The sequence below is a fragment of the Muricoccus nepalensis genome (genome assembly GCF_006438825.1).
Taxonomy (GTDB): domain Bacteria; phylum Pseudomonadota; class Alphaproteobacteria; order Acetobacterales; family Acetobacteraceae; genus Roseomonas; species Roseomonas nepalensis.
The window spans coordinates 25,184-50,786 of the sequence record NZ_RCZP01000006.1; the positions used below are offsets into that span (position 1 = coordinate 25,184).

General features: G+C 75.5%; 31 protein-coding genes and 1 other RNA gene. 15 read left to right on the top strand and 17 right to left on the bottom strand.

The window, feature by feature from the left end; genetic code table 11:
* Positions 1-10: 10 nt before the first annotated feature.
* The 3 genes from EAH89_RS08750 to ffs form a co-directional block, all read right to left on the bottom strand.
* The gene (locus tag EAH89_RS08750; protein WP_140882427.1) at positions 11-355 is read right to left on the bottom strand and encodes a YbaB/EbfC family nucleoid-associated protein; all 345 of its coding nucleotides are present in this window, start codon (positions 353-355) and stop codon (positions 11-13) included.
* A 31-nt stretch (positions 356-386) separates the two neighbouring features.
* Positions 387-2,447 (bottom strand): DNA polymerase III subunit gamma/tau, encoded by a 2,061-nt coding sequence (locus EAH89_RS08755; protein WP_140882428.1) that lies wholly within the window; start codon positions 2,445-2,447, stop codon positions 387-389.
* An 86-nt stretch (positions 2,448-2,533) separates the two neighbouring features.
* Positions 2,534-2,629: signal recognition particle sRNA small type (gene ffs, locus EAH89_RS08760), an RNA gene on the bottom strand.
* Between the two features lie 138 nt (positions 2,630-2,767).
* Between ffs and nudC the strand changes: the two genes are divergently transcribed.
* Both nudC and EAH89_RS08770 read left to right on the top strand, forming a co-directional pair.
* Complete coding sequence (nudC, locus tag EAH89_RS08765; protein ID WP_140882429.1) at positions 2,768-3,700, top strand: NAD(+) diphosphatase; 933 nt, start codon at positions 2,768-2,770, stop codon at positions 3,698-3,700.
* Positions 3,697-3,987 (top strand): phosphoribosylamine--glycine ligase, encoded by a 291-nt coding sequence (locus EAH89_RS08770; protein ID WP_140882430.1) that lies wholly within the window; start codon positions 3,697-3,699, stop codon positions 3,985-3,987. Before nudC ends, EAH89_RS08770 begins: the two co-directional genes overlap by 4 nt.
* Before the next feature lie 9 nt (positions 3,988-3,996).
* Here the strand turns inward: EAH89_RS08770 and EAH89_RS33380 are convergent, their stop codons facing one another.
* From EAH89_RS33380 to EAH89_RS08795, 5 genes are all read right to left on the bottom strand, one after another.
* Complete coding sequence (locus tag EAH89_RS33380) at positions 3,997-4,746, bottom strand: phosphoribosyl-ATP diphosphatase (protein ID WP_140882431.1); 750 nt, start codon at positions 4,744-4,746, stop codon at positions 3,997-3,999.
* Positions 4,746-5,525, bottom strand: coding sequence for an imidazole glycerol phosphate synthase subunit HisF (gene hisF / locus EAH89_RS08780; RefSeq protein WP_140882432.1), 780 nt, complete (start codon positions 5,523-5,525; stop codon positions 4,746-4,748). Before hisF ends, EAH89_RS33380 begins: the two co-directional genes overlap by 1 nt.
* A gap of 140 nt (positions 5,526-5,665) precedes the next feature.
* On the bottom strand, positions 5,666-6,502 hold the full coding sequence (locus EAH89_RS08785) for a SirB1 family protein (RefSeq protein ID WP_140882433.1): 837 nt from the start codon (positions 6,500-6,502) through the stop codon (positions 5,666-5,668).
* The gene (locus tag EAH89_RS08790; protein WP_140882434.1) at positions 6,502-6,918 is read right to left on the bottom strand and encodes a histidine triad nucleotide-binding protein; all 417 of its coding nucleotides are present in this window, start codon (positions 6,916-6,918) and stop codon (positions 6,502-6,504) included. Before EAH89_RS08790 ends, EAH89_RS08785 begins: the two co-directional genes overlap by 1 nt.
* 60 nt (positions 6,919-6,978) lie before the next feature.
* Positions 6,979-8,580 (bottom strand): bifunctional metallophosphatase/5'-nucleotidase, encoded by a 1,602-nt coding sequence (locus EAH89_RS08795; RefSeq protein WP_140882435.1) that lies wholly within the window; start codon positions 8,578-8,580, stop codon positions 6,979-6,981.
* Positions 8,581-8,878: 298 nt separating this feature from the next.
* Here EAH89_RS08795 and EAH89_RS08800 point away from each other — a divergent pair, with 298 nt between their 5' ends.
* From EAH89_RS08800 to EAH89_RS08820, 5 genes are all read left to right on the top strand, one after another.
* Positions 8,879-9,787 carry a sulfite exporter TauE/SafE family protein gene (locus tag EAH89_RS08800; RefSeq protein WP_140882436.1) on the top strand — a complete coding sequence of 303 codons (909 nt, stop codon included), beginning with the start codon at positions 8,879-8,881 and terminating at the stop codon, positions 9,785-9,787.
* Positions 9,784-10,575 carry a TIGR02186 family protein gene (locus EAH89_RS08805; protein WP_161993521.1) on the top strand — a complete coding sequence of 264 codons (792 nt, stop codon included), beginning with the start codon at positions 9,784-9,786 and terminating at the stop codon, positions 10,573-10,575. Before EAH89_RS08800 ends, EAH89_RS08805 begins: the two co-directional genes overlap by 4 nt.
* A 61-nt stretch (positions 10,576-10,636) precedes the next feature.
* Complete coding sequence (locus tag EAH89_RS08810; protein ID WP_140882437.1) at positions 10,637-11,101, top strand: universal stress protein; 465 nt, start codon at positions 10,637-10,639, stop codon at positions 11,099-11,101.
* Positions 11,102-11,219: 118 nt separating this feature from the next.
* Positions 11,220-11,780 carry a NifU family protein gene (locus tag EAH89_RS08815; RefSeq protein ID WP_140882438.1) on the top strand — a complete coding sequence of 187 codons (561 nt, stop codon included), beginning with the start codon at positions 11,220-11,222 and terminating at the stop codon, positions 11,778-11,780.
* Between the two features lie 111 nt (positions 11,781-11,891).
* The gene (locus EAH89_RS08820) at positions 11,892-12,503 is read left to right on the top strand and encodes a malonic semialdehyde reductase (RefSeq protein WP_140882439.1); all 612 of its coding nucleotides are present in this window, start codon (positions 11,892-11,894) and stop codon (positions 12,501-12,503) included.
* A 44-nt stretch (positions 12,504-12,547) separates the two neighbouring features.
* On the opposite strand, the gene EAH89_RS08825 is transcribed toward EAH89_RS08820, so the two are convergent.
* Together EAH89_RS08825 and EAH89_RS08830 are read right to left on the bottom strand one after the other, a co-directional pair.
* Positions 12,548-13,309, bottom strand: coding sequence for a TSUP family transporter (locus EAH89_RS08825; protein WP_140882440.1), 762 nt, complete (start codon positions 13,307-13,309; stop codon positions 12,548-12,550).
* Positions 13,306-13,572, bottom strand: coding sequence for a hypothetical protein (locus tag EAH89_RS08830; protein WP_140882441.1), 267 nt, complete (start codon positions 13,570-13,572; stop codon positions 13,306-13,308). The genes EAH89_RS08825 and EAH89_RS08830 overlap by 4 nt, the downstream gene beginning before the upstream one ends.
* A 97-nt stretch (positions 13,573-13,669) precedes the next feature.
* Between EAH89_RS08830 and EAH89_RS08835 the strand changes: the two genes are divergently transcribed.
* The gene (locus tag EAH89_RS08835) at positions 13,670-14,593 is read left to right on the top strand and encodes a LysR family transcriptional regulator (RefSeq protein WP_140882442.1); all 924 of its coding nucleotides are present in this window, start codon (positions 13,670-13,672) and stop codon (positions 14,591-14,593) included.
* Between the two features lie 40 nt (positions 14,594-14,633).
* On the opposite strand, the gene EAH89_RS08840 is transcribed toward EAH89_RS08835, so the two are convergent.
* Entirely contained in the window at positions 14,634-15,350 is a 717-nt protein-coding gene (locus tag EAH89_RS08840) for a response regulator transcription factor (protein WP_140882443.1), read from the bottom strand.
* 298 nt (positions 15,351-15,648) lie between these two features.
* Between EAH89_RS08840 and EAH89_RS08845 the strand changes: the two genes are divergently transcribed.
* The 4 genes from EAH89_RS08845 (at position 15,649) to EAH89_RS08860 (ending at position 18,628) form a co-directional block, all read left to right on the top strand.
* A complete protein-coding gene (locus EAH89_RS08845; RefSeq protein WP_162861310.1) occupies positions 15,649-16,800 on the top strand; it encodes a GTP cyclohydrolase II in 1,152 nt (383 codons plus the stop codon).
* Positions 16,801-16,869: 69 nt separating this feature from the next.
* Positions 16,870-17,334, top strand: a complete 465-nt coding sequence (locus EAH89_RS08850) for a hypothetical protein (RefSeq protein ID WP_140882445.1) — start codon at positions 16,870-16,872, stop codon at positions 17,332-17,334.
* Between the two features lie 51 nt (positions 17,335-17,385).
* Positions 17,386-17,874: a L,D-transpeptidase family protein gene (locus EAH89_RS08855; protein WP_140882446.1), complete on the top strand. Its 489-nt coding sequence runs from the start codon at positions 17,386-17,388 to the stop codon at positions 17,872-17,874.
* Between the two features lie 34 nt (positions 17,875-17,908).
* Entirely contained in the window at positions 17,909-18,628 is a 720-nt protein-coding gene (locus EAH89_RS08860; RefSeq protein WP_241666922.1) for a YjbF family lipoprotein, read from the top strand.
* Here EAH89_RS08860 and EAH89_RS08865 read toward each other — a convergent pair.
* The 6 genes from EAH89_RS08865 to EAH89_RS08890 form a co-directional block, all read right to left on the bottom strand.
* Positions 18,609-19,673, bottom strand: coding sequence for a glycosyltransferase family 4 protein (locus EAH89_RS08865; protein ID WP_140882447.1), 1,065 nt, complete (start codon positions 19,671-19,673; stop codon positions 18,609-18,611). The genes EAH89_RS08860 and EAH89_RS08865 overlap by 20 nt on opposite strands.
* Positions 19,673-20,437, bottom strand: coding sequence for an FkbM family methyltransferase (locus EAH89_RS08870; protein ID WP_140882448.1), 765 nt, complete (start codon positions 20,435-20,437; stop codon positions 19,673-19,675). The genes EAH89_RS08865 and EAH89_RS08870 overlap by 1 nt, the downstream gene beginning before the upstream one ends.
* Entirely contained in the window at positions 20,434-21,264 is an 831-nt protein-coding gene (locus EAH89_RS08875) for a VOC family protein (protein ID WP_140882449.1), read from the bottom strand. Before EAH89_RS08875 ends, EAH89_RS08870 begins: the two co-directional genes overlap by 4 nt.
* Entirely contained in the window at positions 21,264-21,926 is a 663-nt protein-coding gene (locus tag EAH89_RS08880) for a glutathione S-transferase family protein (RefSeq protein WP_140882450.1), read from the bottom strand. Before EAH89_RS08880 ends, EAH89_RS08875 begins: the two co-directional genes overlap by 1 nt.
* Positions 21,919-22,938: an NAD(P)/FAD-dependent oxidoreductase gene (locus EAH89_RS08885; protein ID WP_140882451.1), complete on the bottom strand. Its 1,020-nt coding sequence runs from the start codon at positions 22,936-22,938 to the stop codon at positions 21,919-21,921. Before EAH89_RS08885 ends, EAH89_RS08880 begins: the two co-directional genes overlap by 8 nt.
* Positions 22,939-23,093: 155 nt before the next feature.
* Positions 23,094-23,273 (bottom strand): hypothetical protein, encoded by a 180-nt coding sequence (locus EAH89_RS08890; protein WP_140882452.1) that lies wholly within the window; start codon positions 23,271-23,273, stop codon positions 23,094-23,096.
* Between the two features lie 124 nt (positions 23,274-23,397).
* On the opposite strand from EAH89_RS08890, the gene tsaE reads away from it, so the two are divergent.
* The 3 genes from tsaE to EAH89_RS08905 are packed head-to-tail and all read left to right on the top strand — an operon-like array spanning position 23,398 to position 25,603.
* A complete protein-coding gene (gene tsaE / locus EAH89_RS08895) occupies positions 23,398-23,862 on the top strand; it encodes a tRNA (adenosine(37)-N6)-threonylcarbamoyltransferase complex ATPase subunit type 1 TsaE (protein WP_140882453.1) in 465 nt (154 codons plus the stop codon).
* Positions 23,859-24,881: an aminoglycoside phosphotransferase family protein gene (locus tag EAH89_RS08900; protein ID WP_140882454.1), complete on the top strand. Its 1,023-nt coding sequence runs from the start codon at positions 23,859-23,861 to the stop codon at positions 24,879-24,881. The genes tsaE and EAH89_RS08900 overlap by 4 nt, the downstream gene beginning before the upstream one ends.
* Positions 24,878-25,603 carry a nucleotidyltransferase family protein gene (locus tag EAH89_RS08905; RefSeq protein ID WP_140882455.1) on the top strand — a complete coding sequence of 242 codons (726 nt, stop codon included), beginning with the start codon at positions 24,878-24,880 and terminating at the stop codon, positions 25,601-25,603. Before EAH89_RS08900 ends, EAH89_RS08905 begins: the two co-directional genes overlap by 4 nt.

A 25,603-nucleotide genomic window follows, 5' to 3' on the forward strand; every position in this document is an offset into this window, starting at 1 on the left:
AGCAGCCGCCTCAGAACGGCAGCTTGAAGCCGCCCAGCCCGCCGCCACCCATGCCCGGGATGTTCAGCCCGGAGGTCGCCTTGGACATCTCCTCGGCCATCATCGCCTCCACCTTCGCCTTCGCGTCGGCATGGGCGGCGATGATGAGGTCCTCCAGCACCTCGCGCTCCTCGGCGACGAGCAGGGAGGGGTCGATGACGATGCCCTTGAGGTCGCCCTTGCCCGAGAGGGTCACGCGCACCATCCCGGCGCCGGCCTGGCCCTCCATCGTGGCGGCCTCGAGGGCGGCCTGCATCTCGGCCATCTTGGCCTGCATCTGCTGGGCCTGCTTCAGCATGTTGCCAAGGTTCTTCATCGGCGGTCCTCGCGGTGGGGAACAAAGGAAGTCAGGGGCGGTCCATCCCGGCGGGCTCGGCGTCGAGCGGCGCGAAGCCGGGATCGCCGTCGTCGCTCGGCAGGTAGCCCACCTCGTCCTCCTCCACCGGCTCGCCGTCATTGGCAAGACCGGGGGCAAGACCGGGAAGGGCATCGGGCGGGGGAAGCCCGTAGGCGTCGAGGGCGGCGTCGCGCACCTCGCGGATCTGCGCGCCCGGGAAGGCCTGCATCACCGCCAGCACCAGCGGGTGCGTGCCCGCCACCTCCAGCCGCGCCGCCTTGGCCTCGCGCGACTGCTCGGCGATGGTCGGCTCGCCCGACGCGTTGGAGAGCGAGACCGTCCAGCGCGCGCCCGTCGTCTCGTGCAGCAGCGCGGTGAGCTGCCCGGCGAGGTCCCGCGGTGCGTCCGGCCGCGTCCGCAGCTCGATCCGCCCCTCCGCGAAGCGCACGAGATGGACGCTGTGCACGAGGTGCGCGTGCAGCATCGGCTTCCGCCCGGAGGCGAGCGCCACGACCTCGCGGAAGGTCGACGGCGCCGGCGCCGGCGCGGCCTCCGTCTCCGGCGGCAGGACGGGCGCCACGGCCGGCGCCGCCTCCGCCATCACCGCCGCCCCGCCCGCCACCGCGCGCAGCCCGCCCACCGGGGCACCGCCGCCAGGGGCGCCCCCGATCGCCGGCACGCCCACCGCGCTCGCCAGTCCCCCGCCCGCGCCTCCCGCCGGACCGGCCCCGCGCGGCGCGGCGCCCGCCGGCGCGGCCTGCGCCCCGGAAAGCCGCCGCACGATCTCCCCGGGCGTCGGCATCTCCGCCAGATGCGCCAGCCGGATGAGCACCATCTCCGCCGCCGCGCGCCGGTCCGGGCTCTCCGCTACCTCCCCGATGCCCCGCAGCAGCACCTGCCAGGCGCGGCCGAGCACGGGGATGGTCAGCGTCTCCGCCAGCGCGCCGCCCCGCACCCGCTCCGCCTCGGGGATGGAGGTATCGCCCCGCAGCCCCGGCACGGCGCGGAAGCGCGTCAGCGTGTGGGTCAGCTCCGCCAGGTCGGCCAGCACCACGCCGGGATCGGCGCCGCGCTCGTGCGCGCGGTCCATCCCCGCCAGCACCGCCGGCAGGTCGCCGCGCATCGCGGCCTCCATGAGGTCGAGCACGAGCGCGCGGTCGGCGAGGCCGAGCATGTCCCGCACCCCCTCCGCCGTCACGGCCTCGCCCTCGGTCGGCATGGCGATCGCCTGGTCGAGCAGCGACAGCCCGTCGCGCACCGAGCCGTCGGCCGCGCGCGCGATCATCGCCAGCGCCTCCGGCTCGATCGACGCCCCCTCCTTGGCCGCGATGGCAGCGAAATGCGCGCGCAGCGTCTCCTGCGGCACGCGCCTGAGGTCGAAGCGCTGGCAGCGCGAGAGGATGGTCGCCGGGACCTTTCGGATCTCCGTCGTCGCGAAGAGGAACTTCACCTGCGGCGGCGGCTCCTCCAGCGTCTTGAGCAGCGCGTTGAACGCCGCCCCGCTGAGCATGTGCACCTCGTCGAGGATGTAGACCTTGAAGCGCCCCTGGCTCGGCCGGAAGCGCACGGCCTCGCGGATCTCGCGCACGTTGTCGACGCTGTTGTTCGACGCGGCGTCGAGCTCCAGCACATCGGGGTGGCGGTCCGCCAGGATGGCGCGGCACTCCGGGCAGACGCCGCAGGGATCGGCCGTGGGGCCGCCCTTGCCGTCCGGCCCGATGCAGTTCAGCGCGCGGGCGATGATGCGGGCGGTGGTCGTCTTCCCCACCCCGCGCACGCCCGTCAGCATGAAAGCGTGGGCGACCCGGTTCTGCGCGAAGGCGTTCCGCAGCGTGCGGACCAGCGCCTCCTGCCCGATGAGGTCGTTGAAGTCCTGCGGCCGGTACTTCCGCGCCAGCACCCGGTAGGGCTGCGAGGGCTCGGCCGGGGCGGGGGGAGGGGGCGCGGCGGCCGTCGCGGGGGCGGCCGCGGCCGGCGCCGGGTCGGGATCGCCGAAGAGGCCCGGCCCCTCCATCGGGGGCTCCGGCAGCTCGTCCGCCGCGTCTGTCGAGAGATCGGTGTCGCTGGTCATCCGGGCCGCAGGGTTGGGGCGGCCTGGGCCGCCAGGCGATCGAGTGGGAACGCCCGGCGCCAGCGGGCTGGCAGGGGCGGCAAGGGGTGGAAGACCGGCCACAACCCGGGCGGTGACCCGCCTCGGCTGCTTCCTTCCGGACCTGACCGGGTCGACGAGGCGCCCGTCCGCGACCGGCCTTCCGCGGCGGAATATGGGGGGAGGGACCCCGAGAGTCCATCCGCCACGCCGCGCAGAGCACCGCGGCGCCGCCGGGCATTGCGCCGGGGACGCGCCCGTGTTGTCCCCTTCGGCCCCCCGTGCGAGGTTTTCGCCCCCTCATGCTCAGCATCCCCGCCAGCCGCCCCAACGCCTACACCGGCAGCCCGCTCGACCGCGTGTCGGACCGGCGCGACGACGAGGCCTTCGTCGCCGCCGCCCTCGCCGACCCCGCCGCCCTCGTCACGCCCGTCTGGCGCGCGAAGAGCCTCCTGCGCGGCGTCGAATCGGGGGCGCCCGAGGCCGTGCTCCTCACCCGCGCGGCGGCCGAGGCCGTCCTGATGGCGGGCGGCCCCTGGGCGCTGCTCGGCCTCCGCGACGGCACCCCGGTCTTCGCGGTCGACTGCAGCGCGGCTGAGGACCCGCTCCCCCTCCTGCCGGAGGGCTTCGGCGCCTTCCACGACCTGCGCGCCGTCGCGGGGCTGCTGCCCCCGGGCGAGGCCTCGATGCTCGCCCACGCCCGCGGCCTCATGCACTGGCGCACCCGCCACCGCTTCTGCGGCGTCTGCGGCCAGGGCTGCGAGCCGCGCTCGGCCGGCAACGCCATGGCCTGCCCGAACTGCGGCGCCCAGCACTTCCCGCGCACCGACCCCGCCGTGATCATGCTCGTGGTGGACGAGGACCGCGTCCTGCTCGGCCATTCCACGCGCTTCCCGAACAGCACCATGTACTCGACGCTGGCCGGCTTCGTGGAGCCGGGCGAGAGCCTGGAGGAGGCCGTCCGCCGCGAGGTGGGGGAGGAGACCGGCGTGCGGGTGGGGGAGGTCCGCTACCACTCCTCCCAGCCCTGGCCCTTCCCCGCCTCCATCATGCTCGGCTTCCACGCGGAGGCGCTGAGCCGGGAGATCACCATCGACCCCGCCGAGCTGCGCGACGCCCGCTGGTTCACCCGCGACGAGATCCGCAACCCCGAGAGCGCCGGCTTCTCCCTGCCGCGGGTCGATTCCATCGCCCGCCGCCTGATCGAGGACTGGCTGGAGTCGACGCCCGCATGACCCGCCCAACCCTTCTCCTGATGGGCCTGCTGCTGGCCGCCTGCGCCGCCAACGACCCGCTGCCGCGCGCGACCAACCCCACCGAGGCCGCCTGCCGGCGCGAGGCCGAGGAGAGCCCGGCCGTGCGGGCGGGCTTCGCGCGCCTGCCGCCCACCGCCAACGCGGACCTCTTCAACCGCGCCAAGGCCGATCTCGCCGCCACCGAGCGCACCGCCTATTTCCGCTGCCTGCGCGACAAGGGCCTCGCGCCCCCCGGCGGCGTGGAGGCGGTGCGCCCGCCGCGATAGGCGCCGCCCTCAGGGAAGCTTCGTCGTATCCCCGGCCTTGATGACCCCGGACGGCGAAAGGTTCTGCCGCGACGCCTTCTCGGCGATCCCGCTGATCCCCTCGCGCCGCACCAGCTCCGCCCAGACCTGCTCCGGCCGGATGCCCGCGTCCACCCAGACGACGATGAGGTGGTAGAGTAGGTCCGCGCTCTCGCCGATCAGCGCGCCGCGGTTCCCGGCCATCGCCTCGATCACCGTCTCCACCGCCTCCTCGCCGAGCTTCTGCGCGACCTTGGCGGTGCCCCGCGCGAGCAGGCGGGCGGAGTGCGAGGTCTCGGCGTCGCCCGAGAGGCGGCGCTCCTCCACCGTCGCCCAGAGCCGGTCCAGCACCGCCGGCACGGGCTCGCCGCCCCCGGGCTCCAGCGGCCCGAGATGCCGCGTCTCCGCCCGGCGCACCCGCTTGGGCGGGCGGGCGAAGGCGTCGATCGGCGCGCCCGAGAGGTCCTCCGGCACGGGGAGCGGGTGCAGGACGCGGAGATCCTCCTTCCACTTCGCCGGCTTGAGCTTCGGCTTGGCCTTCGCCTTGAGCTTCGGCTTCGCTTTCGCCTTGGGCTTGGCCTTCGCGGGGCCCTTCGCGACCGGGGGCTTGCCCCCCGCCTTCGCCGCGCCCGCCTTCGCCGCCGCCTTCTTGCGGGGGCGCGGCGCCTCCTCGGCGTCGCCCGCGGGCCTCGCCTCGCGCGCCGGCCGCTTCGGCTTGCCTGGCTTGGCCGTCTTGCCCATCACGCCGCCTCCTGCGGTTCGGTCGCGGGCCTGACCGGCCAGCCCTCCGCCGCCAGCGCCGCCTTCGCCTCGGCGATGCGGAACTGGCCGTAGTGAAAGATGCTCGCCGCCAGCAGCCCGGTCGCCCCGGCCGCCGCGCCCTCCGCGAAATGCCCGAGCTGGCCGACGCCGCCCGAGGCCACGATCGGCAGCCTCACCGCCGCCCGCACCGCGCGCAGCAGGTCGAGGTCGAAGCCCGCGCCCGTGCCGTCCCGGTCCATGGAGGTCAGCAGGATCTCCCCCGCGCCCAGTCCCTCGACGCGGCGCGCCCATTCCACGGCGTCCACCCCCGTCTCGCGCCGCCCGCCATGGGTGAAGATCTCCCAGCGGCCGTCGGCGACCCGCCGCGCGTCCACGGCCACCACGATCGCCTGCGACCCGAAGGCCTCCGCGCCGCGCCGTACCAGGTCGGGGTCGGACAGCGCCGCGGAGTTCACCGAGACCTTGTCCGCCCCCGCCAGCAGCAGCGCGCGCATGTCCTCCACGCTCCGCACGCCGCCGCCGACGGTCAGCGGGATGAAGACCTCCGCCGCCGTGCGCGAGACGACGTCGAGCATCGTGCCGCGGTTCTCGTGCGTGGCCCCGATGTCGAGGAAGGTGATCTCGTCAGCCCCCTCCCGGTCGTAGGCGCGCGCCTGCTCCACGGGATCGCCGGCGTCGCGGAGCGCCACGAAGTTCACGCCTTTCACGACGCGGCCGTCCTTCACGTCGAGGCAGGGAATCACGCGCAGGGCGAGCAAGGGCGAACTCCTCGTTCCGTGATCGTCGATTGCGCCGGAAGGCGGGCGGGGGTCAAGCGAGGCCGGGCGAAAGAGTTCCCGCCCGCCCCCATCTTTTCCCCGCTGGTGAGAACGGGAAATGTTCCGTGCGCGGGCGCCGGCTAGTTCAGCCGCGCGCGCCACTCCTCGATCATGTCCTGCCCGCGGGAGGCGGCCTCGCCGGCCGGGATCAGCCCGATGAAGCGCTCCATGTCCTCGATGGCCGCGCCCAGCCGGCCGAGCCGCGCGTTCATCACCGCCGCCTCGCGCCACAGCGGCGCCGCGTCCGGCGCCAGGCGCAGCATGTCCGCGGTGCAGGCCAGCGCGCCCTCCACGTCCTCGTCGCGCAGGCGGCGCAGGCGGATGTTCGTCTGCAGCCGCAGCAGCACGGCCCGGCGGCTCATCGGCGCCAGCATCCCCGGGCGCAGCTCGGCCGAGGGCCCCTCCACCCGCTTGATCAGCGCGCGCAGCGCCGGCGCCGGCAGGGCCGTGCCGCCGCCGAAGGGGTCCACCACGACCGACCCCGCCTTCGCCGCGCCGTCGAGCGAGACGAGGAAGTGCCCGGGGAAGTCAAGCCCCCGCGCCGGCCAGCCCGCCGCCTCCGCCACGTGCAGCCAGAGCAGCCCGATCGCGACCGGCAGCCCGCGCCGCCGCTCCGTCACCCGGATGAGGTTCGCGTTGCGCAGGTCGTCGTAGCTCTCGGAGTCCCCGGCGTAGCCGGCCTCCTCGTGGATCACGCGGGCGATCAGGGAGCGCCGCCCCTCCGCGTCCCGCGGCGCCTCCTGCGACAGCACGGCGCGGACGAGCGCCGAGAGGCGCCCCTCCGCCGCGCGCCAATCCGCGCCCGGCGCGTCGATCCGCGCGAACTGCAGCGCGACCGCCCCCAGGTCCAGCTCGTCGTCCGGCAGGCGCCCCGCGGCCCGGATCGCCTCGCGCGCCTCGGCGGCCCCGTCCGGCATCAGCGCTCCGCGCCCATCGCCGCGGCGGGTACCATCCGGCCCAGCCTCGTCCCGCCGAAGAGGTGGACGTGGAAGTGCGGCACCTCCTGCCCGCCCTCCGGCCCCATGTTGGTCAGCGCGCGGTACCCGCGCCCCTCCAGCCCGAGCTCGCGCGCGACGCGCCCCACCGCCCGCCAGAAGCCCGCGATCTCCGCCTCCGACGCGCTCGCGCTGAAGTCGGCGAGCGAGACGTAGCGCCCGCGCGGGATGACCAGCACGTGCACCGGCGCCTGCGGGTTGATGTCGTGGAAGGCGACCGCGTGCTCGTCCTCGTGCACCCGCTTGCTCGGGATCTCGCCGCGCAGGATGCGCGCGAAGATGTTCGCGTCGTCGTAGGGCGGCAGGCCCGAGGTGGGATCGGAGGGGGGAGCGGGCATCGGGATTCCTCGCGCGGGGCGCCCTTTCGTGGGGCGGCGCCGCGTCCGGCGCAAGGCCCCTCAGCGCCGCGCGATCCGCCCGTCCAGCACCGGCGCCGCGCCGCCGCGCGCGGCGAGGTGGTCCGCCAGCACCTCCTCCAGCGGCGGCCCGTCGTCATAGGCCTCGAGCGCCGCGTCGCGCAGCACGCCGTAGCCGTCGCTGCCCGCGCGCATGAAGTTGTTCGTCACCACCCGGTAGGCCCGGTCGGGGTCGAGCGGCCCCTCCGCCGTCCGCGCCTCCACCAGCCGCCGCCCCGGCGGCGCGGCGGGGTCGATGACGAGGCGGATCCCCGCCACCTGCGGGAAGCGCCCCGCCGGCGCCGGCAGGCGGGAGAGGCCGTTCTCCAGCGCCTCCATCAGCGCGCCGCCGCGAAGGGTGAGCGTCGCCAGCGTGTTGCCGAAGGGCAGCACCGCCAGCACGTCGCCGTAGGTGAGGGGGCCCCCCGGCAGCGAGGCACGCAGCCCGCCGCCGTTCACCACCGCGATCTCCGCCAGCGGCGTCCGCGCCAGCGCCGCCTCGGCGACGAGGCTGCCGAGCGCGCATTCCCCATCCCGGCACCCCGCGTCCGGGAAGGGGCCGGCCGCGACCCCCACCGGCCGCCGCCGCAGCTCCCCCAGCGGCCGCGCGTAGTCCGCCACCACCGCCGCGACCGCGGGATCCTCCGCCACGTCGGGCCCGATCGGCCGCACCGCGCCGCCATGCGCGGCCACCCGCCCGTCCGCCGCCAGGTCGAGGTCCAGCCGCCCGAGGTAGCGCCCGTGGCAGGCGACCGTCGCGATCCGCACGTCCCGCCCCTTGCCCGCGACCACCAGCGGGCTCGGCCCCACCGCCCCGGCCAGCCCGTTGGCGAGCAGCAGGTGTGAGTGCCCGCCGAGCACGGCGTCGATCCCCGCCACCTCCGCCGCCAGGTGCCGGTCGGCGGGTAGGCCGAGATGCGACAGCACGACCACCGTCCCCACCCCCTGCCGGCGCAGCGCGTAGGCGGCGCGGTCGGCGGCCTCCATCGGGTCGGTGAAGCGCAGCCGCGGCCCGGGCGAGGACGACCCGGCCGTGTCCGGCGTGGTCAGCCCCACCACCCCGATCCGCGCGCCGCCCGACGCCAGCACCGTGAAGGCCTGCACCCGGTCCCGCAGCAGCGGCTCCTCCGCCGTGTCGAGGTTGGCCGAGAGAAGGGGGAAGGGCACGGCCTCGGCATAGCGCGCGAGGTTCTCCGGCCCGTTGTCGAACTCGTGGTTGCCGAGCGACATCGCCATGGTGCCCACCGCCCGCTGCACCGCCGCCTCCGCGAGGCCCCGGTGGAAGGTGTAGTAGAGGCTGCCCATGAACTGGTCGCCCGCGTCCAGCAGGAAGGGCGCGCGGCCCTCGGCCAGGGCGGCCGCCCGCGCCTCGCGCATCGCCCCCGCCAGCCGCGCCGCGCCGCCGGCGCAGGGGCGCCCCTCCTGGCAGGTGCTCCCGCCCTCCGCCACGCCCTCGTGCTTGGAGTGGAAGTCGTTGAGGTGGATGAGGGCGATTCGTGCCCCCTCGGCCGCCAGCGCCCGGCGCAGCGCGGGGGCGGCGAGGGGGATCACGGCCGCGGCCCCGAGCAGGCGGCGGCGGGAGAGAAGCGAAGGCGCGTGCCGCATAGATGCCCTTTTCGGCGGAAAGGATGCCCCGGCCTGAGGGCCCGACGGCCGCATCCCGCGTCCGGCGGCCCCCCGCCGGCCCGCCGGGTGTAGCGCCTTCGCGCGGTGGACCGGAACGGCCCTTGCAGGGAACCGGGCGCGGGTTCACACGACCCGCACCCCTCCGGCGCCGTCTGGCGCCCCGTGCCGCCCCCGCCGCGCGCCGCGCGGCCCGCCCGCGCGCGGCCCGCGCGGAACCAGCCCGCCCCGGCCCCCGACACGGGGCGGAAGCCCGGGCGAGGACCCGGGCGGAACGCCGATGCCGGTCTACCTGCCGATCGCCGAGATGTCGGTCGATGCCCTGCTCCTGCTCGGCATCGGGCTCGGCGTGGGCTGGCTCTCGGGCCTCTTCGGGGTGGGCGGCGGCTTCCTGCTGACCCCGCTGCTCATCCTCATCGGCATCCCGGCCCCCGTCGCCGTCGCCTCGGGCGCGAACCAGACCCTCGGCGCCTCCGTCTCCGGCCTCATCGCGCAGTGGCGGCGCGGCAACGTGGACGCGCGCATGGGCTGCGTGCTGCTCGTGGCGGGCCTGGCGGGCTCGGGGGCGGGGACGCAGCTCTTCGTCCTGCTCAAGCGCCTCGGCCAGATCGACCTCGCGGTCTCGCTCTTCTACGTCGTCGTCCTCGGCACCGTGGGCGCGCTGATGGTGCGGGAGAGCCTGCGCGCCATCATCCGCCGCCGCCGCGCCCTGCCGGCCCGCACCCACCAGCACTCCTGGCTGCACGGCCTGCCCTTCAAGATGCGCTTCCGGCAGTCCCGCCTCTACATCTCCGTCATCCCGCCCATGATGATCGGCTTCGGCATCGGCGTGCTCTCCTCGATCATGGGGGTCGGCGGCGGCTTCATGCTCGTGCCGGCCATGATCTACCTCCTGGGCATGCCGACCACGACGACGATCGGCACCTCGCTCTTCCAGGTCACCTTCGTCAGCGCCAACGTCACCCTTCTCCAGGCCCTGCAGACGGGGTCGGTCGACGTCGTGCTCACCCTCCTGCTGCTGACCGGCGGCGTCGCCGGCGCGCAGTTCGGCGCCGCCATGGGCACGAAGCTCCGCGGCGAGGAGACGCGGGCGCTGCTCGGCCTGCTCGTGCTGCTCGTCGCGGCCGGCCTGCTCTGGGGGCTGCTGGCCACCCCGGCCAGCCTCTACCTCATGGGCCCGGCGACGTGACCCTGCCCGCCGCCGCGTCGCTGGCCCCGCTGCTGGCCGCCTTCCTCCTCCTCGCCACCCCGGCGCTGGCGCAGCGCGAGCCGCCGCCGCCCGCGCCCCCCTTCGCCGGCCCGGCGCTGGCCGCGGAGCTCGGCCAGGACCGCATCGCGGTCGACACGAGCTTCTCCGGCGCCGACCTCCTCGTCTTCGGCGCGACGGACCGGCTGCTCGGCCCGGCCGGGGACAACGTGGTCATCCTCGGCCTCGGCCCGCCGCGCGACGTGGTAGTGCGCCGCCGCGTCCGCTGGCTCGGCCTCTGGGTCAACGGCCCCTCCGCCCGCTTCCAGGAGGTGCCGAACTACTACGCCGTCGCCGCCACCGCCCCCGTCGCCGGCCTGCTCGAGGAAGCCGCGCGGCGCGAGCGGCGCCTCGGCCTCGACATGCTCACCGCCCGCCTCGCCGGCCCGCGCGACCCCCTCTTCCGCGCGGCCCTGGTCGACCTCAAGCGCGGCTCGCGCCTCTGGAACGAGGAGGAGAGCCCCGTCGAGGTCTCCGGCGGCCGCCTCTTCCACGCCCGCCTGCCGCTGCCCTCGACCATCGCGACGGGGGACTACATCGTCCAGGTGCTGCTCGTGCGGAACAACCGCATCGTCGCCCGCCAGGAGCTTCCCTTCCGCGTGGACCGCGTCGGCGCCACCGCCCGCATCGCCGACGTCGCGCGCAGTCTGCCCTTCGCCTACGGCCTCGCCTGCATCGCGCTGGCGGCCTTCGCGGGCTGGCTCGGCAGCGTCATCTTCCGCCGCGGCTAGCGGATTTGCCGATCGCGGGCCCCGCGCGCATTCTCGGTCATCCCTTCCGCCAGGAGCCCCCATGCCGCAGGACCGCGTCTTCCTCGTCGTGGTGGACGACAGCCCCGAGCGCGCGGTCGCGCTCCGCTACGCCTGCCTGCGCGTCCGCAAGTCCGGCGGCCGCGTCGCACTCCTCCGCGTGACCGAGCCGGTCGGGCTGCAGGAATGGGCGGGGGTCGGCGCCCTCATGCAGGAGGAGCGCCGGCAGGAGGCCGAGCAGCTCCTCTCCGCGCTCGCCGCCCAGGTGCAGGAGATCACGGGCGGGCTCCCCGTCATGCTCATCCGCGAGGGCGACCCGGTGGAGGAGGTCCTCGGCGCGCTGGAGGAGGACCGGCGCATGTCCATCCTCGTGCTGGCCACCGCCACCGAGGGCGGCCCGGGCCCCCTCGTCACCGCGCTCGCCGGCCGCCAGGCCGGGCGCCTCCGCTGCCCCGTCACCATCGTGCCCGGCGGCATGGACGACGCCGAGCTGGACCGCGTGACCTAAACCTTCCGCGCGGCCCAACCCCGCGCCCCGCAACGGTTGCGCCGCGCCGCGGCCTGCCCCACATCCGGACGGACGGCGGTACCCCGTGCCGAAGCACCCGCCGCAAAAGGACCCCCCGATGTTCATCGAGACCGAGGCGACGCCGAACCCCGCGACGCTCAAGTTCCTGCCCGGCCAGCCCGTGATGGGCGAGCGCGGCACCGCCGACTTCATCTCCGCCGAGGCCGCCGGGCGCTCCCCGCTCGCCGCCAGCCTCTTCGAGCTCGAGGGCGTGGCTCGCGTCTTCCTCGGCGCCGACTTCGTGACGGTCACCAAGTCCGGCGCCGCCGACTGGGCCGCGCTCCGCCCGCAGGTGCTCGGCGCCATCATGGAGCACGCCATGGCCGGCCGCCCCATCCTCGCCGGCGAGGAGGCCGAGGAGGACGAGGACACCGACCCCGCGGACGCCGAGGTCGTGGCCCAGATCAAGGAGCTGCTCGACACCCGCGTGCGCCCGGCGGTGGCCGGCGACGGCGGCGACATCGTCTTCCGCGGCTTCCGCGACGGGGTGGTGAAGCTGCGCATGCAGGGCGCCTGCTCCGGCTGCCCCTCCTCCCGCGCCACCCTCAAGCACGGCGTCGAGAACATGCTGCGCCACTACGTGCCCGAGGTCGTGGCCGTGGAGCAGGTGGAGGCCTGAGCCCTCATTCACCCCGGTGATCGCGACGATTACCGGGGCGATCGCGGCGACGCCGCGCGGCGACTGGCCGCGCGGCCGCTTCGGACCAATGATAGGGGCAAGGAGATTCCCATGCCCGACACCAACCTTCCCCCCGACGCCCGCCTCGGCGACGCGGCGCTGGACCGCATCTTCCGCCAGGCCCGCACCGCCAACGCCTGGCAGGACCGCCCCGTGCCGGACGCGCTCCTGCGCGAGCTCTACGAGACCGTCGCCCTCGGCCCGACGAGCGCCAACCAGAGCCCAGGCCGCTTCGTCTTCGTCCGCACGCCCGAGGGCCGCGCGAAGCTCCTCGACGCCGTCTCCGCCGGCAACCAGGAGAAGACCCGCACGGCGCCCGTGACGGTCATCGTCGCCTACGACCCCGCCTTCTACGAGCACCTGCCGCGCCTCTTCCCGCACGCCGACGCCAAGTCCTGGTTCACCGGCAAGCCCGAATTCGCCGAGCGCAGCGCGCTGATGAACAGCACCCTGCAGGCCGCCTACCTCATCATGGCCGCCCGCGCCCTCGGGCTCGACGCCGGCCCGATGGGCGGCTTCGACGCCGCGAAGACGAACGAGCTCTTCCTCGCCGAGAGCGGCTGGAAGTCCACCATGCTCATCAATCTCGGCTACGGCGACCACTCCAAGACCTTCGGCCGCCTGCCGCGCCTCGCCTTCGACGAGGCCGCCGTCCTCGCCTGACCCCCCGCCGCGAAGGGCCCGCCCCTTCGCGGCCCCCCGCCCGCCTAGGGCACGGCGGCCGCCACGGCCGGCCAGAGCAGCACCGCGCCGTGGGCGACGTAGTAGGCGGCAATCGCCGTGACCAGGCGCCCTGCCCAGAGGCGGAACTGCCCGTCCGTCATCCGCTCCAGCAACCGCCGCGCCAGCGTGGTGCCGAGCATCGAGGCCCCGACCGCGAGCGCCGCCATCAGCGGGTCGACCCCCGCCGCGGCGTCGATGATGAGCCCGAAGTAGAGAAGCTTCGCGGCGTGGCCGAAGACCTGGCAGACGGCCTTCGTCGCCACGATCCCGCGCCGGTCCATCCGCCCGCCGAGGAAGAAGGCGTCGACCAGCGGCCCCGACACGCCCGTCAGCAGCAGCAGCGTCATGCAGGCCCCGCCATAGGCCAGGCCCTGGGGCAGACGCTCCGGGTCGGGCTTCAGCCCCGGCGGCAGGAGCCGCAGGAGGAAGGGCGACACCCCCAGCATCAGCATCGCGACCGCCCGGTCGGGCACGTAGCGCGTCAGCGACCAGGCGCCGAGCGCCGCCAGCGACCCCGCCATGTAGGGGGAGGCCGCCCGCCACTGGACATGCCGCCACCACAGCAGGCCCCGCCACAGGTTGGAGGCGATCTGCGTCACGGCGTGCAGCGCCATCGCCGCCGGCAGCGGCAGCGCCGCCAGCAGCACGCCGAGGAGGATCAGCCCGCCCGCCATCCCGAACACGCCGGAGAGGAAGGCCGTCCCGACCATCACCAGGGACAGGCCGAGCACCAGCGCCGGCGTCATCGGGCCGCCGCCTCCGCCGCGACGGAGGCCGCCCCCGCCAGCCTCTCCCGCCCCGCCTCGGTCAGCAGCACCACCGTCGAGCCCGCCCGGTCCTCCCCCAACCGGACCAGCCGCCCGGCCGTCGCCTCCTCCCAGACCGGCAGGCGCGGGCAGGAGGTGCGCCAGGCCTCCATCGTCTCCGCGTAGCCGCGCGGCCGGTCCGCGACCCAGGCGAGGAACTGCTCGAGGAGATAGGCGGCGGGATCGGGGGCCGGCGGGGGCATCGGGAGGGCTCCGGAAAGCGACGGCCCCGTAATAACCGCTTGGCGCCATGCCTCACAGCGCGTTCAATGCCCGATCCTGATACCGCCAGGGTATGGCATGATCGACCTGCGCCGCCTCCGCGCCTTCCTGGTCACCGCCGAGGAGGGGCACGTCACCCGCGCGGCCGAGCGGCTGGGCATGCAGCAACCCCCGCTGACCCGCCTGCTGCGCGGGTTGGAGGAGGAGCTCGGCACCCAACTCCTGCACCGCCTGCCGCGGGGCGTCGCGCCCACGGACGCCGGGCGGGTGCTGATGGAGGAGGCGCGCGCCGTGCTCGCCCGCGCCACGACGCTGGAGGAGACCGTCCGCCGCGCCGCGCGCGGGGAGGCGGGGCGGCTCGCCATCGGCTTCACCAGCTCCGCCGCGCTGCACCCCTTCGTGCCCGGCGTGCTGCGGCGCTTCCGGGAAGCCCTGCCGGGCCTGCGCGTGGAGCTCGACGAGGCCGGCACGGCGGAGCTGGTGGAGGCGGTCCTGCTCGGCCGCCTCGACGCGGCCTTCGTGCGGTCCCCGGTCGGCTCCGTGGCCGGCCTCGCGGTGGAGCGGGTGCTCGAGGAGCCGATGCTCGCCGCCCTTCCCGCCGGCCACCCCCTCGCCTCGGCGGAGGGGCCGCCCCTGCCCCTCGCGGCCCTCGCGGGGGAGGCCTTCATCCTGTACCGCCGAAGGGCCGGCCCGGGCCTCTACGACACGATCCTCGCCGCCTGCCGGGAGGCCGGCTTCACCCCCGCCATCGCGCAGGAGGCGCCGCGCCTGCCCGCCACCCTCAGCCTCGTCGCGGCTGGGCTGGGCATCTCCCTGGTGCCGGAATCGATGCGGCGCCTGGCGATCGAGGGCGTGGCCTACCGGCTGCTCGAGCCGAGCCCGGGCCTGGCTGCGCCCATCCACCTCGTCCTCCGCCGCGGCGGCCTCGGCGCCGCCGCCGTCCGGTTCCGGACCGCGGTGCGCGCCGCCGCCACCGCCCGGCCCGCCCCGTCCGGGGCGTGAGCCGCGCCGGCCGCCCGGGGCCTTCGCCCCGGCCGGTCCGTCAGGCCGCCACGCGCCCCGCCTGCGGGTCGAGGCGGTAGCCGCCGCCCTCGGTCAGCAACAGCGAGGCCGTCGCCGGGTCCGGCTCGATCTTCTGCCGGAGGCGGTAGATGTGGGTCTCGAGCGTGTGGGTCGTGACCGCCGCGTTGTAGCCCCAGACCTCGTTCAGCAGGATCTGCCGCCCGACGGGCCGCCCGCCGGCGCGGTAGAGGAACTTCAGGATCGCGCATTCCTTCTCGGTCAGGCGGATCCGGCGGTTGCGCCCGGTGTCCTGCAGCATCTTGGCCGAGGGCCGGAACGTGTAGGGGCCGATGACGAAGACCGCGTCCTCCGAGTTGTCGAAAACCCGGAGCTGGGCGCGGAGCCGCGCAATTAGTTCCATGATGCGGAACGGTTTCGCGATGTAGTCGTTGGCCCCCGAATCGAGGCCGCGGACGACGTCGTGCTCCGCGTCGGCGCCGGTCAGCATGATGATCGGCACCTTGATGCCGGTCCGCCGAAGCTCCGTGCAGAGGTCGCGGCCGTCGCCGTCCGGCAGCCCGATGTCGAGCAGCACGGCGTCAAAGCGGGCCCCGTCGGCGAGCAGGATCTGGCCTGCCTCGGCCATAGTACCGGCCTCGCGCGGCACGAATTCACCATCCACCGCCAGCTGTTCGGCCAGTGTTGCTCGCAGCGCCTGGTCGTCGTCCACGATCAGGACCGGACGTGGGTCCGACATGCACCCTCCCGTTGAAGGTCTATCCGGCCCGACCGCCGAAACGGCAATCCCGGAACTGTGAGGCTCGATATGGGGCCAACACGTGTCTCGCGGCAAGGCTTGGCTCTCTTTTTCGTGGGGGTTGAGGCCCCCCGGCACCGCTCGCGCCCTTCGCTGCCCCCTTTTGGCCATGACGCGAACCCCATATTGGGGGCGCGATCATGGGTGCGATGCGATACCGGATCGTTTACGGGGCGTCCCCTCCGGCCTTATTGATCCGGCGAGGGCAGGAATGGGGAACGGCATGGCCGAGGCAACGATGAGCGCCCTTCTGGACAGCGCCCGGGGCGGCACGGCGGGCAAGGCGCTCGCGGCCGGCATGCGCGCGGTCCACCGCGCCGCCTCCGACCTCCGCCGCGGCACCCCCGTCCTGCTGGACGGCGGCGGGGAGTGCCTCGTCCTCGCGGCCGCCGAGACGGTCGGCGCCCGCGGCCTGTCCGAGCTGTCCGAGGCGGCGACCGGCCCCGCGGTGCTGCTCCTCTCCGCGGCCCGCGCCGCCGCCCTGCTGGCGGGCGCCGCGGCGGGCGGCGAGGAGGCGCCGGTCTCGCTCCGCCTCCCGCCCTCGCTCCTCGACCCCGAGTCGCTCCGCCGCCTCGCCGACCCCGTGGCCGAGCAGCTCCTCCCCGAGGCGCCGCAGGTCGTCCCCTCCGCGGGCTTCGCCCAGGCCCTGTCGCCGGCGGCCATCGCGCTCGCCAAGGCGGCCCGGCTGCTCCCGGCCCTCGTCGCGGCGCCCGCCTCGGCCGCCGCCGCCGCGCGGCTCGGCCTCCTCTCGGTCAGCGTCGCCGACGTGCTCGCCTATCCCCTCTCGGCCGCCGCCAGCCTCACCCGCGTCGCCGAGGCCTCCGTGCCCCTCGAGGACGCGCCGGAGGCCCGCATCGTCGCCTTCCGCGCCGCGGACGGCGGGATCGAGCACCTGGCCATCCTCGTCGGCCACCCGGAGAAGGGCGGCGCCGCGCCGCTCTGCCGCATCCACTCCGAGTGCTTCACGGGCGACCTGCTGGGCTCGCTCCGCTGCGACTGCGGGCCGCAGCTCCGCGGCGCCATCGCGCGCATGGCCGCCGAGGAGAGCGGCGGCGTCCTCCTCTACCTCGCGCAGGAGGGGCGGGGCATCGGCCTCGTGAACAAGCTGCGCGCCTATACCCTGCAGGACGCGGGGCTCGACACGCTCGACGCCAACCGCGCCCTCGGCTACGGCGCCGACGAGCGGGACTTCCGGGTCGCCGCGACGATGCTCGAGGCGCTCGGCATCCCCGAGGTGCGGGTGCTGACGAACAACCCCGAGAAGCTCGCGGGCCTCGCCGCCTGCGGCATCGGCGTGAAGGGGCGCGTCTCGCACCTCTTCGCGGCGAACGGGGTGAACGATGGCTACCTCGCCACGAAGAAGGCCCGCTTCGGCCACCTGCTGGGATAGGAAAAGGGGCAGGCCTCCCTGGCACGCCCCTTGCGCTGCCTCCCTCGCCCGGAGGGCTGGAGAGGCACCATGAACCCCATCGTCCCCAACACCGCGAGCCCCGAAGGCTGGGGCATGTTCGAGGGCCGCACCTATGGCGGCAGCCGCCCCGCCCCCGATGGCGGACCGCCCCTCTTCGGGGAGGAGGCGGCGCCGATGCCCGCCACGGCCTCCTTCGACGACCTGCTGGAATCGCTCAACCCGCTGCAGCACCTGCCGGGGGCCGGCACGATCTACCGGGAGGTGACCGGCAACGCCGCCCCCATCGCCGCCCGCATCCTCGTGGGCTCGCTGATTGGCGGGCCCATGGGCTTCGTCGGCGGCGTCGCGGCCGCGATGGTGGAAGTGAGCGGCTTCGTCGACACCCTCCGCGCCATCGCCAACGGGCGCGACCAGCCCACCGCCTTCCTCGCCTGGGGACAGTCGCCGGGCCCGGACGCCATCGCCCGCGGCCGCCTGGCCTACGAGGAGCAGATGCGCGGCAACATGGCCTGACGCCGGGGCTGGGCCCTTGCGCCCCGCCCCGCGCCTCGGCCAGGAAGCGGCATGACGATCGCCTGGCTGGACGGCACCCACCTCACCCTGCAGCGCGACCGCTGGCGCTGCGCCATCGGCCGCGGCGGCATCCGCGCCGACAAGAGCGAGGGCGACGGCGCCACCCCGCGCGCCCTGCTGCCGCTCCGCCGCGTGCTCTACCGCGCCGACCGCCTGCCGCCGCCCCGCTGCGCCGTGCCCGTCGAGCCGCTCGCCCCCTCCGACGGCTGGTGCGACGACCCCGCGGACGCCGCCTACAACCGCCCGGTCACGCTGCCCCATCCGGCGCGGCACGAGACGATGTGGCGCGACGACCACGTCTACGACATCGTCGGCGTCCTCGGCTGGAACGACGCGCCGGTGGTCCGCGGCCGCGGCAGCGCGATCTTCCTCCACCTCGCCCGTCCCGATTACGCGCCGACCGAGGGCTGCGTCGCCCTCGCGCTCCCCGACCTCCGCGCCGCCCTGGCCGCCGGCCTCACCGCCATCGAGGTGGCCTGACCGCCATTCCGCGCGAGGCGCGCACGATTTCGTGATGCGTCCGGGGGCGGCCGGCCCTATCCTCGCGCCGATGCCGCCCCTCCGCCTCCTGCCCCTGCTTCTCCTCCTCGCCGGCTGCGAGATGCCCGAGCTCGGCGAGACCGGCCGGCAGGCGGAGAACCTCCTCCGCGCGAGCGTCTTCCTGCCGCCCCGCCAGGATGGCCTGACGCCCTACCGCCGCCCTCTCCCGCCCGGCAGCATCGCCGGGGAGGACGAGGCCCTCACGACGAACGGCCCGGCCCTGCTCGTCACCTACGGCAGCCAGCGCAAGCTGATGACGCTCATCCAGGGCACCGGCGAGCAGCGCCTGTGGCGCTCGGACGACGGCACGGTCATCGCGACGGACGGCGCGCGGGTCGTGGCCACCGCCGGCACCGTCACCAGCCTGGCTGCCACCCGCTTCGACAGCCCGGACCCGCTGGACGACGTGACCACCCTGCTGGACCGCCCCGCCGCCGCCCGCCGCGTGGTGGACCTCGTCCCCGCCAACCGCGACACCGACCGCATGCGCTTCGGCGTCTCGCTCGAGTGCCGCCTGCGCGCCGCGCGGGTGGAGGAGGGGCTCTACGTCGAGGAGCGCTGCGGCGGCGGCGCCCGCTTCCTCAACCGCTACTGGGCGGACCCCGAGACCGGCGCGGTCTGGCGCTCGGAGCAGTGGGTGGGCATCGACGGCCGCCCCCTGCTCATCGAGGTCGTCAGCCCGCCTTCCAACTGAGCCCCGCCCGCCGCACCCGCCGCGCGACATAGGCCAGCCACAGCAGCTGCACGGCCAGCGCCGGCAGCACCACCAGCGGCTTCGCCCAGGGCGCGAGGCCGGGGAAGACGAGCGCGAGCGCCGCCTGGAACAGCACGAAGCCCCCGTGCATCGCCGCCACCCGGCGCACCGGCATGCCGCTCCGCGCCGCCATCTGGTAGAGATGCGTCCGGTGCGGCGTGCTCGGCCGCTCCCCCATCGCGATCCGCCGCACCAGCGTGAAGCCCGTGTCGAACAGGTGCGCGAAGAGGAGCAGCGGCACGATGAGGAACGAGATCTGCGACGTGTCGAAGCGCGCGCAGGCCACCGCCAGCACGGCGAGGACGAAGCCCAGGAACTGGCTGCCCACGTCCCCCATGAAGATGCGCGCGGGGTGCAGGTTGTAGGGAAGGTAGCCCGCCAGCCCCGCCGTGAGGAACAGCGAGGCCGCGTAGACGAACCAGGCCCCTTGCCCCGCCGCGATGAGGCAGAGCGCCCCGCAGGCCACCAGCAGCGAGCCGCCGACCAGCCCGTCCATCCCGTCCATGAAGTTCACGGCGTTGGTGCAGGCGACGATCCAGAACAGCGTGAGCAGCGGCCCCAGGATCCCGAGGTCCACCACCCCCACCCAGGGCAGGGCGAGCCGCGTCAGCACCAGCCCGCTCGCCATGGCCACCAGCGCCGCCCCCGCCTGGGCCGCGAGCTTCACGACGAAGCGGAAGTCCCGGAGGTCGTCGGCGAGCGCCACCCCCGCGATGGCCAGCGCGGCCAGGATCGTTCCGATGAACTCCGGCTCCGCGATCCGCGCGAAGCGGGCGGTGCCGTAGAGCACCACCATCCCCGCCACGAAGGCCGCGACGATGCCGAGCCCGCCCCCCTTCGGCGTCGGCACCGTGTGCGCCGTCGCCGCGCGCCGCGCGGGGTCGTCCAGCATGGGATAGGCGATCATCAGCCGCACCACCCCGGCCGAGAGCAGCACCAGCAGCGCCGCGAAGCCGAGATGCGGCAGGAAGGCCTCCGCCCGCATCAGGGCGAAACCCGCGCCGCGTCCAGGCTCGCGTAGACGTCGCCGCTGTTGGCCGCGTGCGGCAGCGCCTCGATCCAGTCCCGCATCGCCGCCGCGTCGACGGGCGCGGGAAGGGCGAGCGCCATGCCCTCGCCCAGCGCCGCGTTGAAGCGGTAGGGGCCAAGCGAGGCCAGCCGCGCCAGGCACGCACCGGCCACCCCGCGCTGGATGGTCGTGAACTCGAAGGACACCGACCGCGGCGCGACGGAGAGCCCGGCCAGCGCCTCCGCCTCGAAGCCCTCCACGTCGATCTTGACGAAGTCCGGCACCCCGTGCGTCGCCGCCAGCGCGTCGAGCGTCGTGACGGGCCGCGCCACCTCGCGGTCCCAGACCTGCCCTTCCCATCCCGTTAAACCCTTGGCGGCCGCCCCCTCGGCCGCCGCCACGAAGGCGCCGGAGGCGGTGGCGACAGTCGGGTTGCGCGTGTTCAGCCGCAGCACCGCCTCGCCGGCCTCCGCCCCGACGAGGGCGCCCACCAGCACGACGCCGGGATCCCCGCGGAAGCAGCGCCGCAGCACGCGCAGCAGGGCGGGCTGCGGCTCCACCGCCACCGCCCGCGCGCCGAGCCGCCGGAAGCTCGCGGCCCGGTCGCCGACATGCGACCCCACGTCGAAGCCGAGCTCCCCCGCGCCGAGGAACCGCCCGAGGAAGCCGTCCAGCGCCGCCGCCCGCCCGGGCGCGTAGTAGGTCTCGACCGACCGCCGGATGGCGCTGCGCGGCCTCACGCCTCGAACAGCAGGGCGCAGCCCGCCGCCTCCCGCGCCGCCACCATCACGCCGCCCGGCACCTCCGCGTGCGGCACCGCCGAGAGCGCGCGGCGCGTCGCCTCCAGGCTGTCCACGCCGATCACCATCGCCATCACCGCGGGCAGCGCCGGCGCCTCCAGCCCGGGCAGCAGCGCCGCGGCCTCCTCAGGCCCCATGATGCGCACCCGCGCGCCGTCGGGCAGCGGCAGCGCGAAGCCGCCGGCCGGGTCCGGCTCCAGCGGCAGCCCGGCGAGGCGCGACAGCCGCGCCGCGCTCGCCGCCGGCGCGTCCGAGACGATGATGGCCGCCCGCAGCGCCCGCGCGCCGTTCGGGTGGCGCATCCAGTCCTCCCGCCAGAGCAGCTCGGGCGTGAGGTGCCGCACGAGCTGCACCCGCCCCTCCGGCGCCGCCGGCAGCGGCAGCCGCTTGAAGCGCGCGATGGGCCCGCCGGGCTCCACCGCGCGGGACAGCGGCAGGACGCCGGGGAGGTCGATCCCCGCCCGCCGCAGCCGCGCGAGGTTCCCCTCCGCGTCGTCCATGCCGAGCGCGAGGATCAGCGCCCCCGCCATCCGGTCGAGCATCGCGCCCGCGCCGTTGTCGGGCAGCGCGGGATCGACGATCGCCAGCAGCTCGATGTAGCCCGACCGCAGCATCGCACAGCGATTGGCCGTGCCGAGGGGGCCGTTCGCCCCCGATTGCTGCGCCACCGGCGTCAGCGCGAAGCCGAGCCGCTCGTAGGCGCCCCACAGCGCAAGCGCGTCGCGCGAGAGGACGCCGACGTGATCGAGCCCGCTCGCGCTCCGCATCAGGCGGGCGGCCCGGCCTCGTAATGCGGCAGCAGCCAGGACTCCGGCTCGGCCGCCGCCTCCTCGTACCAGCGGGAGACGAGGGGATGGGCGCGCACCGCCGCGACATAGGCCTTGCCGCGCGCCGAGAGCGCCGGCGCGTAGGTGATCAGCCGCGTGACCACCGGCGCGTACATCGCGTCCGCGACCCCCATGGCCTCGCCGTGCAGGAAGGGGCCGCCGCCCGCCTCCAGGCAGCCCGCCCAGACCGTCTCGATCCGCGCGATGTCCGCCAGCGCGTCCGGCGTGCCGCCGCGCCCCGCGAAGTCGCGCCCGAGATTCATCGGCATGGCCATCCGCAGCCCGCGGAACCCCGCGTGCATCTCCGAGGCCGCGCTCCGCAGCAGCGCGCGCCGCACCCGGTCCTCCGGCCAGAGGGAGGGCGCGAGCTCCGCGCAGTATTCCAGGATCGCCAGGCTCTCCCAGACGCGCGCGCCCCGGTGCTCGAGGTAGGGGACCATCCCCGTCGGCGTCGCCGCCTTGATGGCCGCCGTGCCGCCCCCGCCGGCCAGCGGGATCAGCACCTCCTCCACGTCGAGCCCTGCCAGGTGCACCCCCAGCCAGCCGCGCAGCGACCAGGAGGAATAGCGCTTCGTCCCGATGACCAGGCGCCCGTCAGCCATGCGCGGGAACCCCCTTGGAGGTGGAGTACTCGAAATGCAGCGCCTCGCCCGGGTGCACGCGGGGATGGATGGCGTGCGCCGTCATCGCCGCCTCCGAGAAGCCCTGCAGGATGAGCTTCAGCTTCCCCGGATAGGTCGCGACATCGCCGATGGCGTAGATGCCCGGCCGCGACGTCTCGCAGGTGGAGGGCTCCACCTGGATGTGGCTGCGGTCCATCCCGAGCCCCCACTCGGCGATCGGGCCGAGCTCCATCGAGAGGCCGAAGAAGGCGAGGAGGTGGTCCGCCTCCACGTCCCGCTCCTCGCCCTTCAGCGTCGACAGCGTGACGTGCGTGAGCGTCGAGCCGTCGCCCTTCAGCCCGTGGAGCTGGTAGGGAATGGCCATCTCGACCTCCCCCCGCGCCGCCGCGGCGTCGAGCTGCGCCGCGCTCTCCGGCGCCGCGCGGAACTTCGGGCGGCGGTGCACCACCGTCACCTTGGCCGCGATCTCCTTCAGCGAGAGCGCCCAGTCGACCGCGGAATCGCCGCCGCCCGCGATCACCACGCGCTTGCCGCGGAAGTCCTCGCGCCGGTTGACCAGGTAGCGCACGGCGCCCGAGCGCTCGTAGCCCGGCAGGTGGTCGAGCGGCGGGCGGTTCGGCCCAAAGGCGCCGGCGCCGGCCGCCAGCACCACGGCCTTCGCGCGCACGCTGTCGCCCTCGCTGGTGCCGAGCGTGAAGTGCCCGTCCTCCTCCAGCAGCCGCTCCACGCGGCGCCCGAGCAGGTAGAGAGGCGTGAAGGGCTGCGCCTGGGTCTCGAGGTCGCGGATGAGGTCGCCGCCGAGGATGCGGGGATGGGCGGGGATGTCGAAGATCGGCTTCTCGGGGTAGAGCGCCGCGCATTGCCCCCCGATCGCGTCCAGCGCGTCGATCACCACGCATTTCATCCGCAGCATCCCGCACTCGAACACGGCGAAAAGCCCGGCCGGCCCGGCGCCGATGATGGCGACGTCCGTCTCGATATGCGCGGTCATGGCGGTGATGCCTCCCCGTCCTGGAAGTAGAGGGGAGGGGTGATACAGCGGGCGGGGAAGGGGGGGAAGGCGGCCCCGCCCCGCTCTCGGCTAAGCAGGCGCGCCGGGCCGGGGAGGAGCCCCCCGCCCGGCGCGCCGGGATCAGCGCGCGCCGATCAGTTCGGGCGCACGCGGTCGATGGCGCGGTCCACGGCGCGGCCGGTCGACTCGACGGGGCCGCTCGGCGGGTCGACGGTGTCGCGCACGCGCTCCCCGAAGGTGCGGTTGCCCCCGGAGCAGGCCGCGAGGGTGGCGAGCAGCAGCGCGGGGAGCAGGGCGGCACGGACGAGGCGCATGGCGGTTTCCTATCGGTCGGACGGGTCAGCGATGCGGGCCTAACCGGCCGGCGGCGCTCTGGTTTCCCCGGGCGCCCGAACCCGCTTGCCGCGGCCTCCCGCGCGGGGGCAGATTGCCGCGCCCATGACCGCCCCGATCACCCTCGACCTGCCCGACGAGGCGGCGACCGCCGCGCTCGCCGCCCGCGCGGCGCGCCTCGCCCGGCCGGGGGACGCGATCCTGCTGGAGGGGCCGCTCGGCGCCGGGAAGTCCGCCTTCGCCCGCGCCTTCCTCCGCGCCGCGACCGGCGACGCGCGCCTCGAGGTGCCGTCCCCCACCTTCACCCTCGTGCAGTCCTACGACCTGCCCTCGGGCGCCGCGCACCACCTCGACCTCTACCGCCTCGACGGCCCCGCGGGCCTGCCCGAGCTCGGCTGGGAGGAGGCGCGGGAGGGGATCGTCCTCGTCGAGTGGCCGGACCGCCTCGGCCCCCACGCCCCCGCCGACGCCCTCCGCGTCACCCTCGCCCCTGCCGACGCCGAGGAGGCCCGCCGCGCCACCCTCGCCGGCTGGGACCCCCCGCGCCTGGAAGCCCTCGCCGCCGCATGAGCCCCGACCTCTTCCTCGACGCCCACGGCTACGCGGCCGCGGCGCGCCATCCCCTGCCGGGCGATGCGGGCCACCGCCGCTACCTCCGCCTGGCGGGCGGCCCGCGACCGGCGGTGCTGATGGACGGCTCGGCCGCCGCCGCCGTCGGCCTGCCCTCCGCCGAGGCCGACCTCCGCGCCTTCATGGCCATCGCCGCCCACCTGCAGGGCATCGGCCTCTCCGCCCCTGAGGTCATCGCGGCCGACCCGCCCGCCGGCCTGCTGCTGCTGGAGGACCTCGGCGAGCCCACCCACGCGTCCCTCCTCGACGCCGGCGCGGACCCCGTCCCCCTCTACGAGGCCGCCGCCGAGGCCCTGGCCGCCCTGCACGAGGCGCCGCCCCCCACGGGGCTGCCCGCCTGGGAGGGCGAGGCCATGGCCCGCACCGCCGCCGCCACCTTCCTCGACTGGTGGTGGCCCGCCGCCCTCGGCAGCGCGCCCACGCCGGCCCAGCGGGAGGCCTTCCGGGTGGCGGTCCGCGCCATGCTCGCCCCCTTCGAGGGCGCCGGCGCCTTCGTCCACCGCGACTACTTCCCCGCCAACCTCCTCCCCTTGCCGGACCGCACGGGCCCCGCCGCCGTCGGCATCATCGACTTCCAGGACGCCGGGCTCGGCCACCCCGCCTACGACCTCGTCAGCCTCCTGCAGGACGCGCGCCGCGACGTGCCGGCGGCCGCGCGGAAGGCCGCGACGGCCCGCTACCTCGCCGCCCGCGAGGCGTCGTCCGGGGGCCTCGACCGCGCCGCCTTCGAGGCCGCGACCGCCGCCATGGCCGCCCAGCGCCACCTCCGCGTCGCCGCCCTCTGGGTGCGGCTGGACCGGCGCGACGGAAAGCCGCATTACCTCGCCCACGGCCCCCGCTGCTGGCGCCTGCTGGACGAGGCCCTGGCCCATCCCGCCGCCGCCCCGCTGGCCGCCTTCCTTGACGAGCACGTGCCCCGCGCTCTCCGCGCGAACCCCCGGACGGAACCCACGGCATGATCACCCTCCGCAAAGGCATGGTCCTCGCGGCCGGGCTCGGGACGCGGATGCGCCCGCTGACCGAGACGGTGCCCAAGCCCCTCCTCGCGCTCCGCGGAAGGTCCCTCCTCGACCACGCGCTCGACCGCATGGAGGAGGTCGGCATCGGCGACGCCGTGGTGAACGCCTTCCACCTCGCCCCCCAGGTCGTCGCCGCCGGCGAGGCCCGCCGCGCGCCCCGCTGCACCGTACTGGTGGAGGAGGAGCTGCTGGAGACCGGCGGCGGCCTCCGCAACGCCCTCCCGCATCTCGGGGCGGAGCCCTTCGCCCTCGTGAACGGCGACGCCTACTGGCTCGACGGCCCCAGCCCCGCCCTGCTCCGCCTCGCCGCCGCCTTCGACGCGGACCGCATGGACGCGATGCTCCTCATGGTCCGCGCGGCGCAGGTGGAGGGCGAGGTCGGCCTCGGCGACTTCCTCCTCGACCCCGTCGGCCGACTCCGCCGCCCCCGGGAGCGCGAGGTGGCGCCCTACCTCTACGCCGGCGTGCAGATCATCCACCCCCGCCTGCTGGACGGCACCGTGCCCGGCCGCTTCGGCCTGATGGGCCCCTGGACGCGCGCCATCGAGGCCGGACGCCTCTTCGGCCTGGTGCACGACGGCATCTGGTTCCACCTTTCCACGCCGCCGGACCTGCAACGGGCGGAGGAAGCGCTGGACAAGGGCATGGTGAAGCTGTTCTAG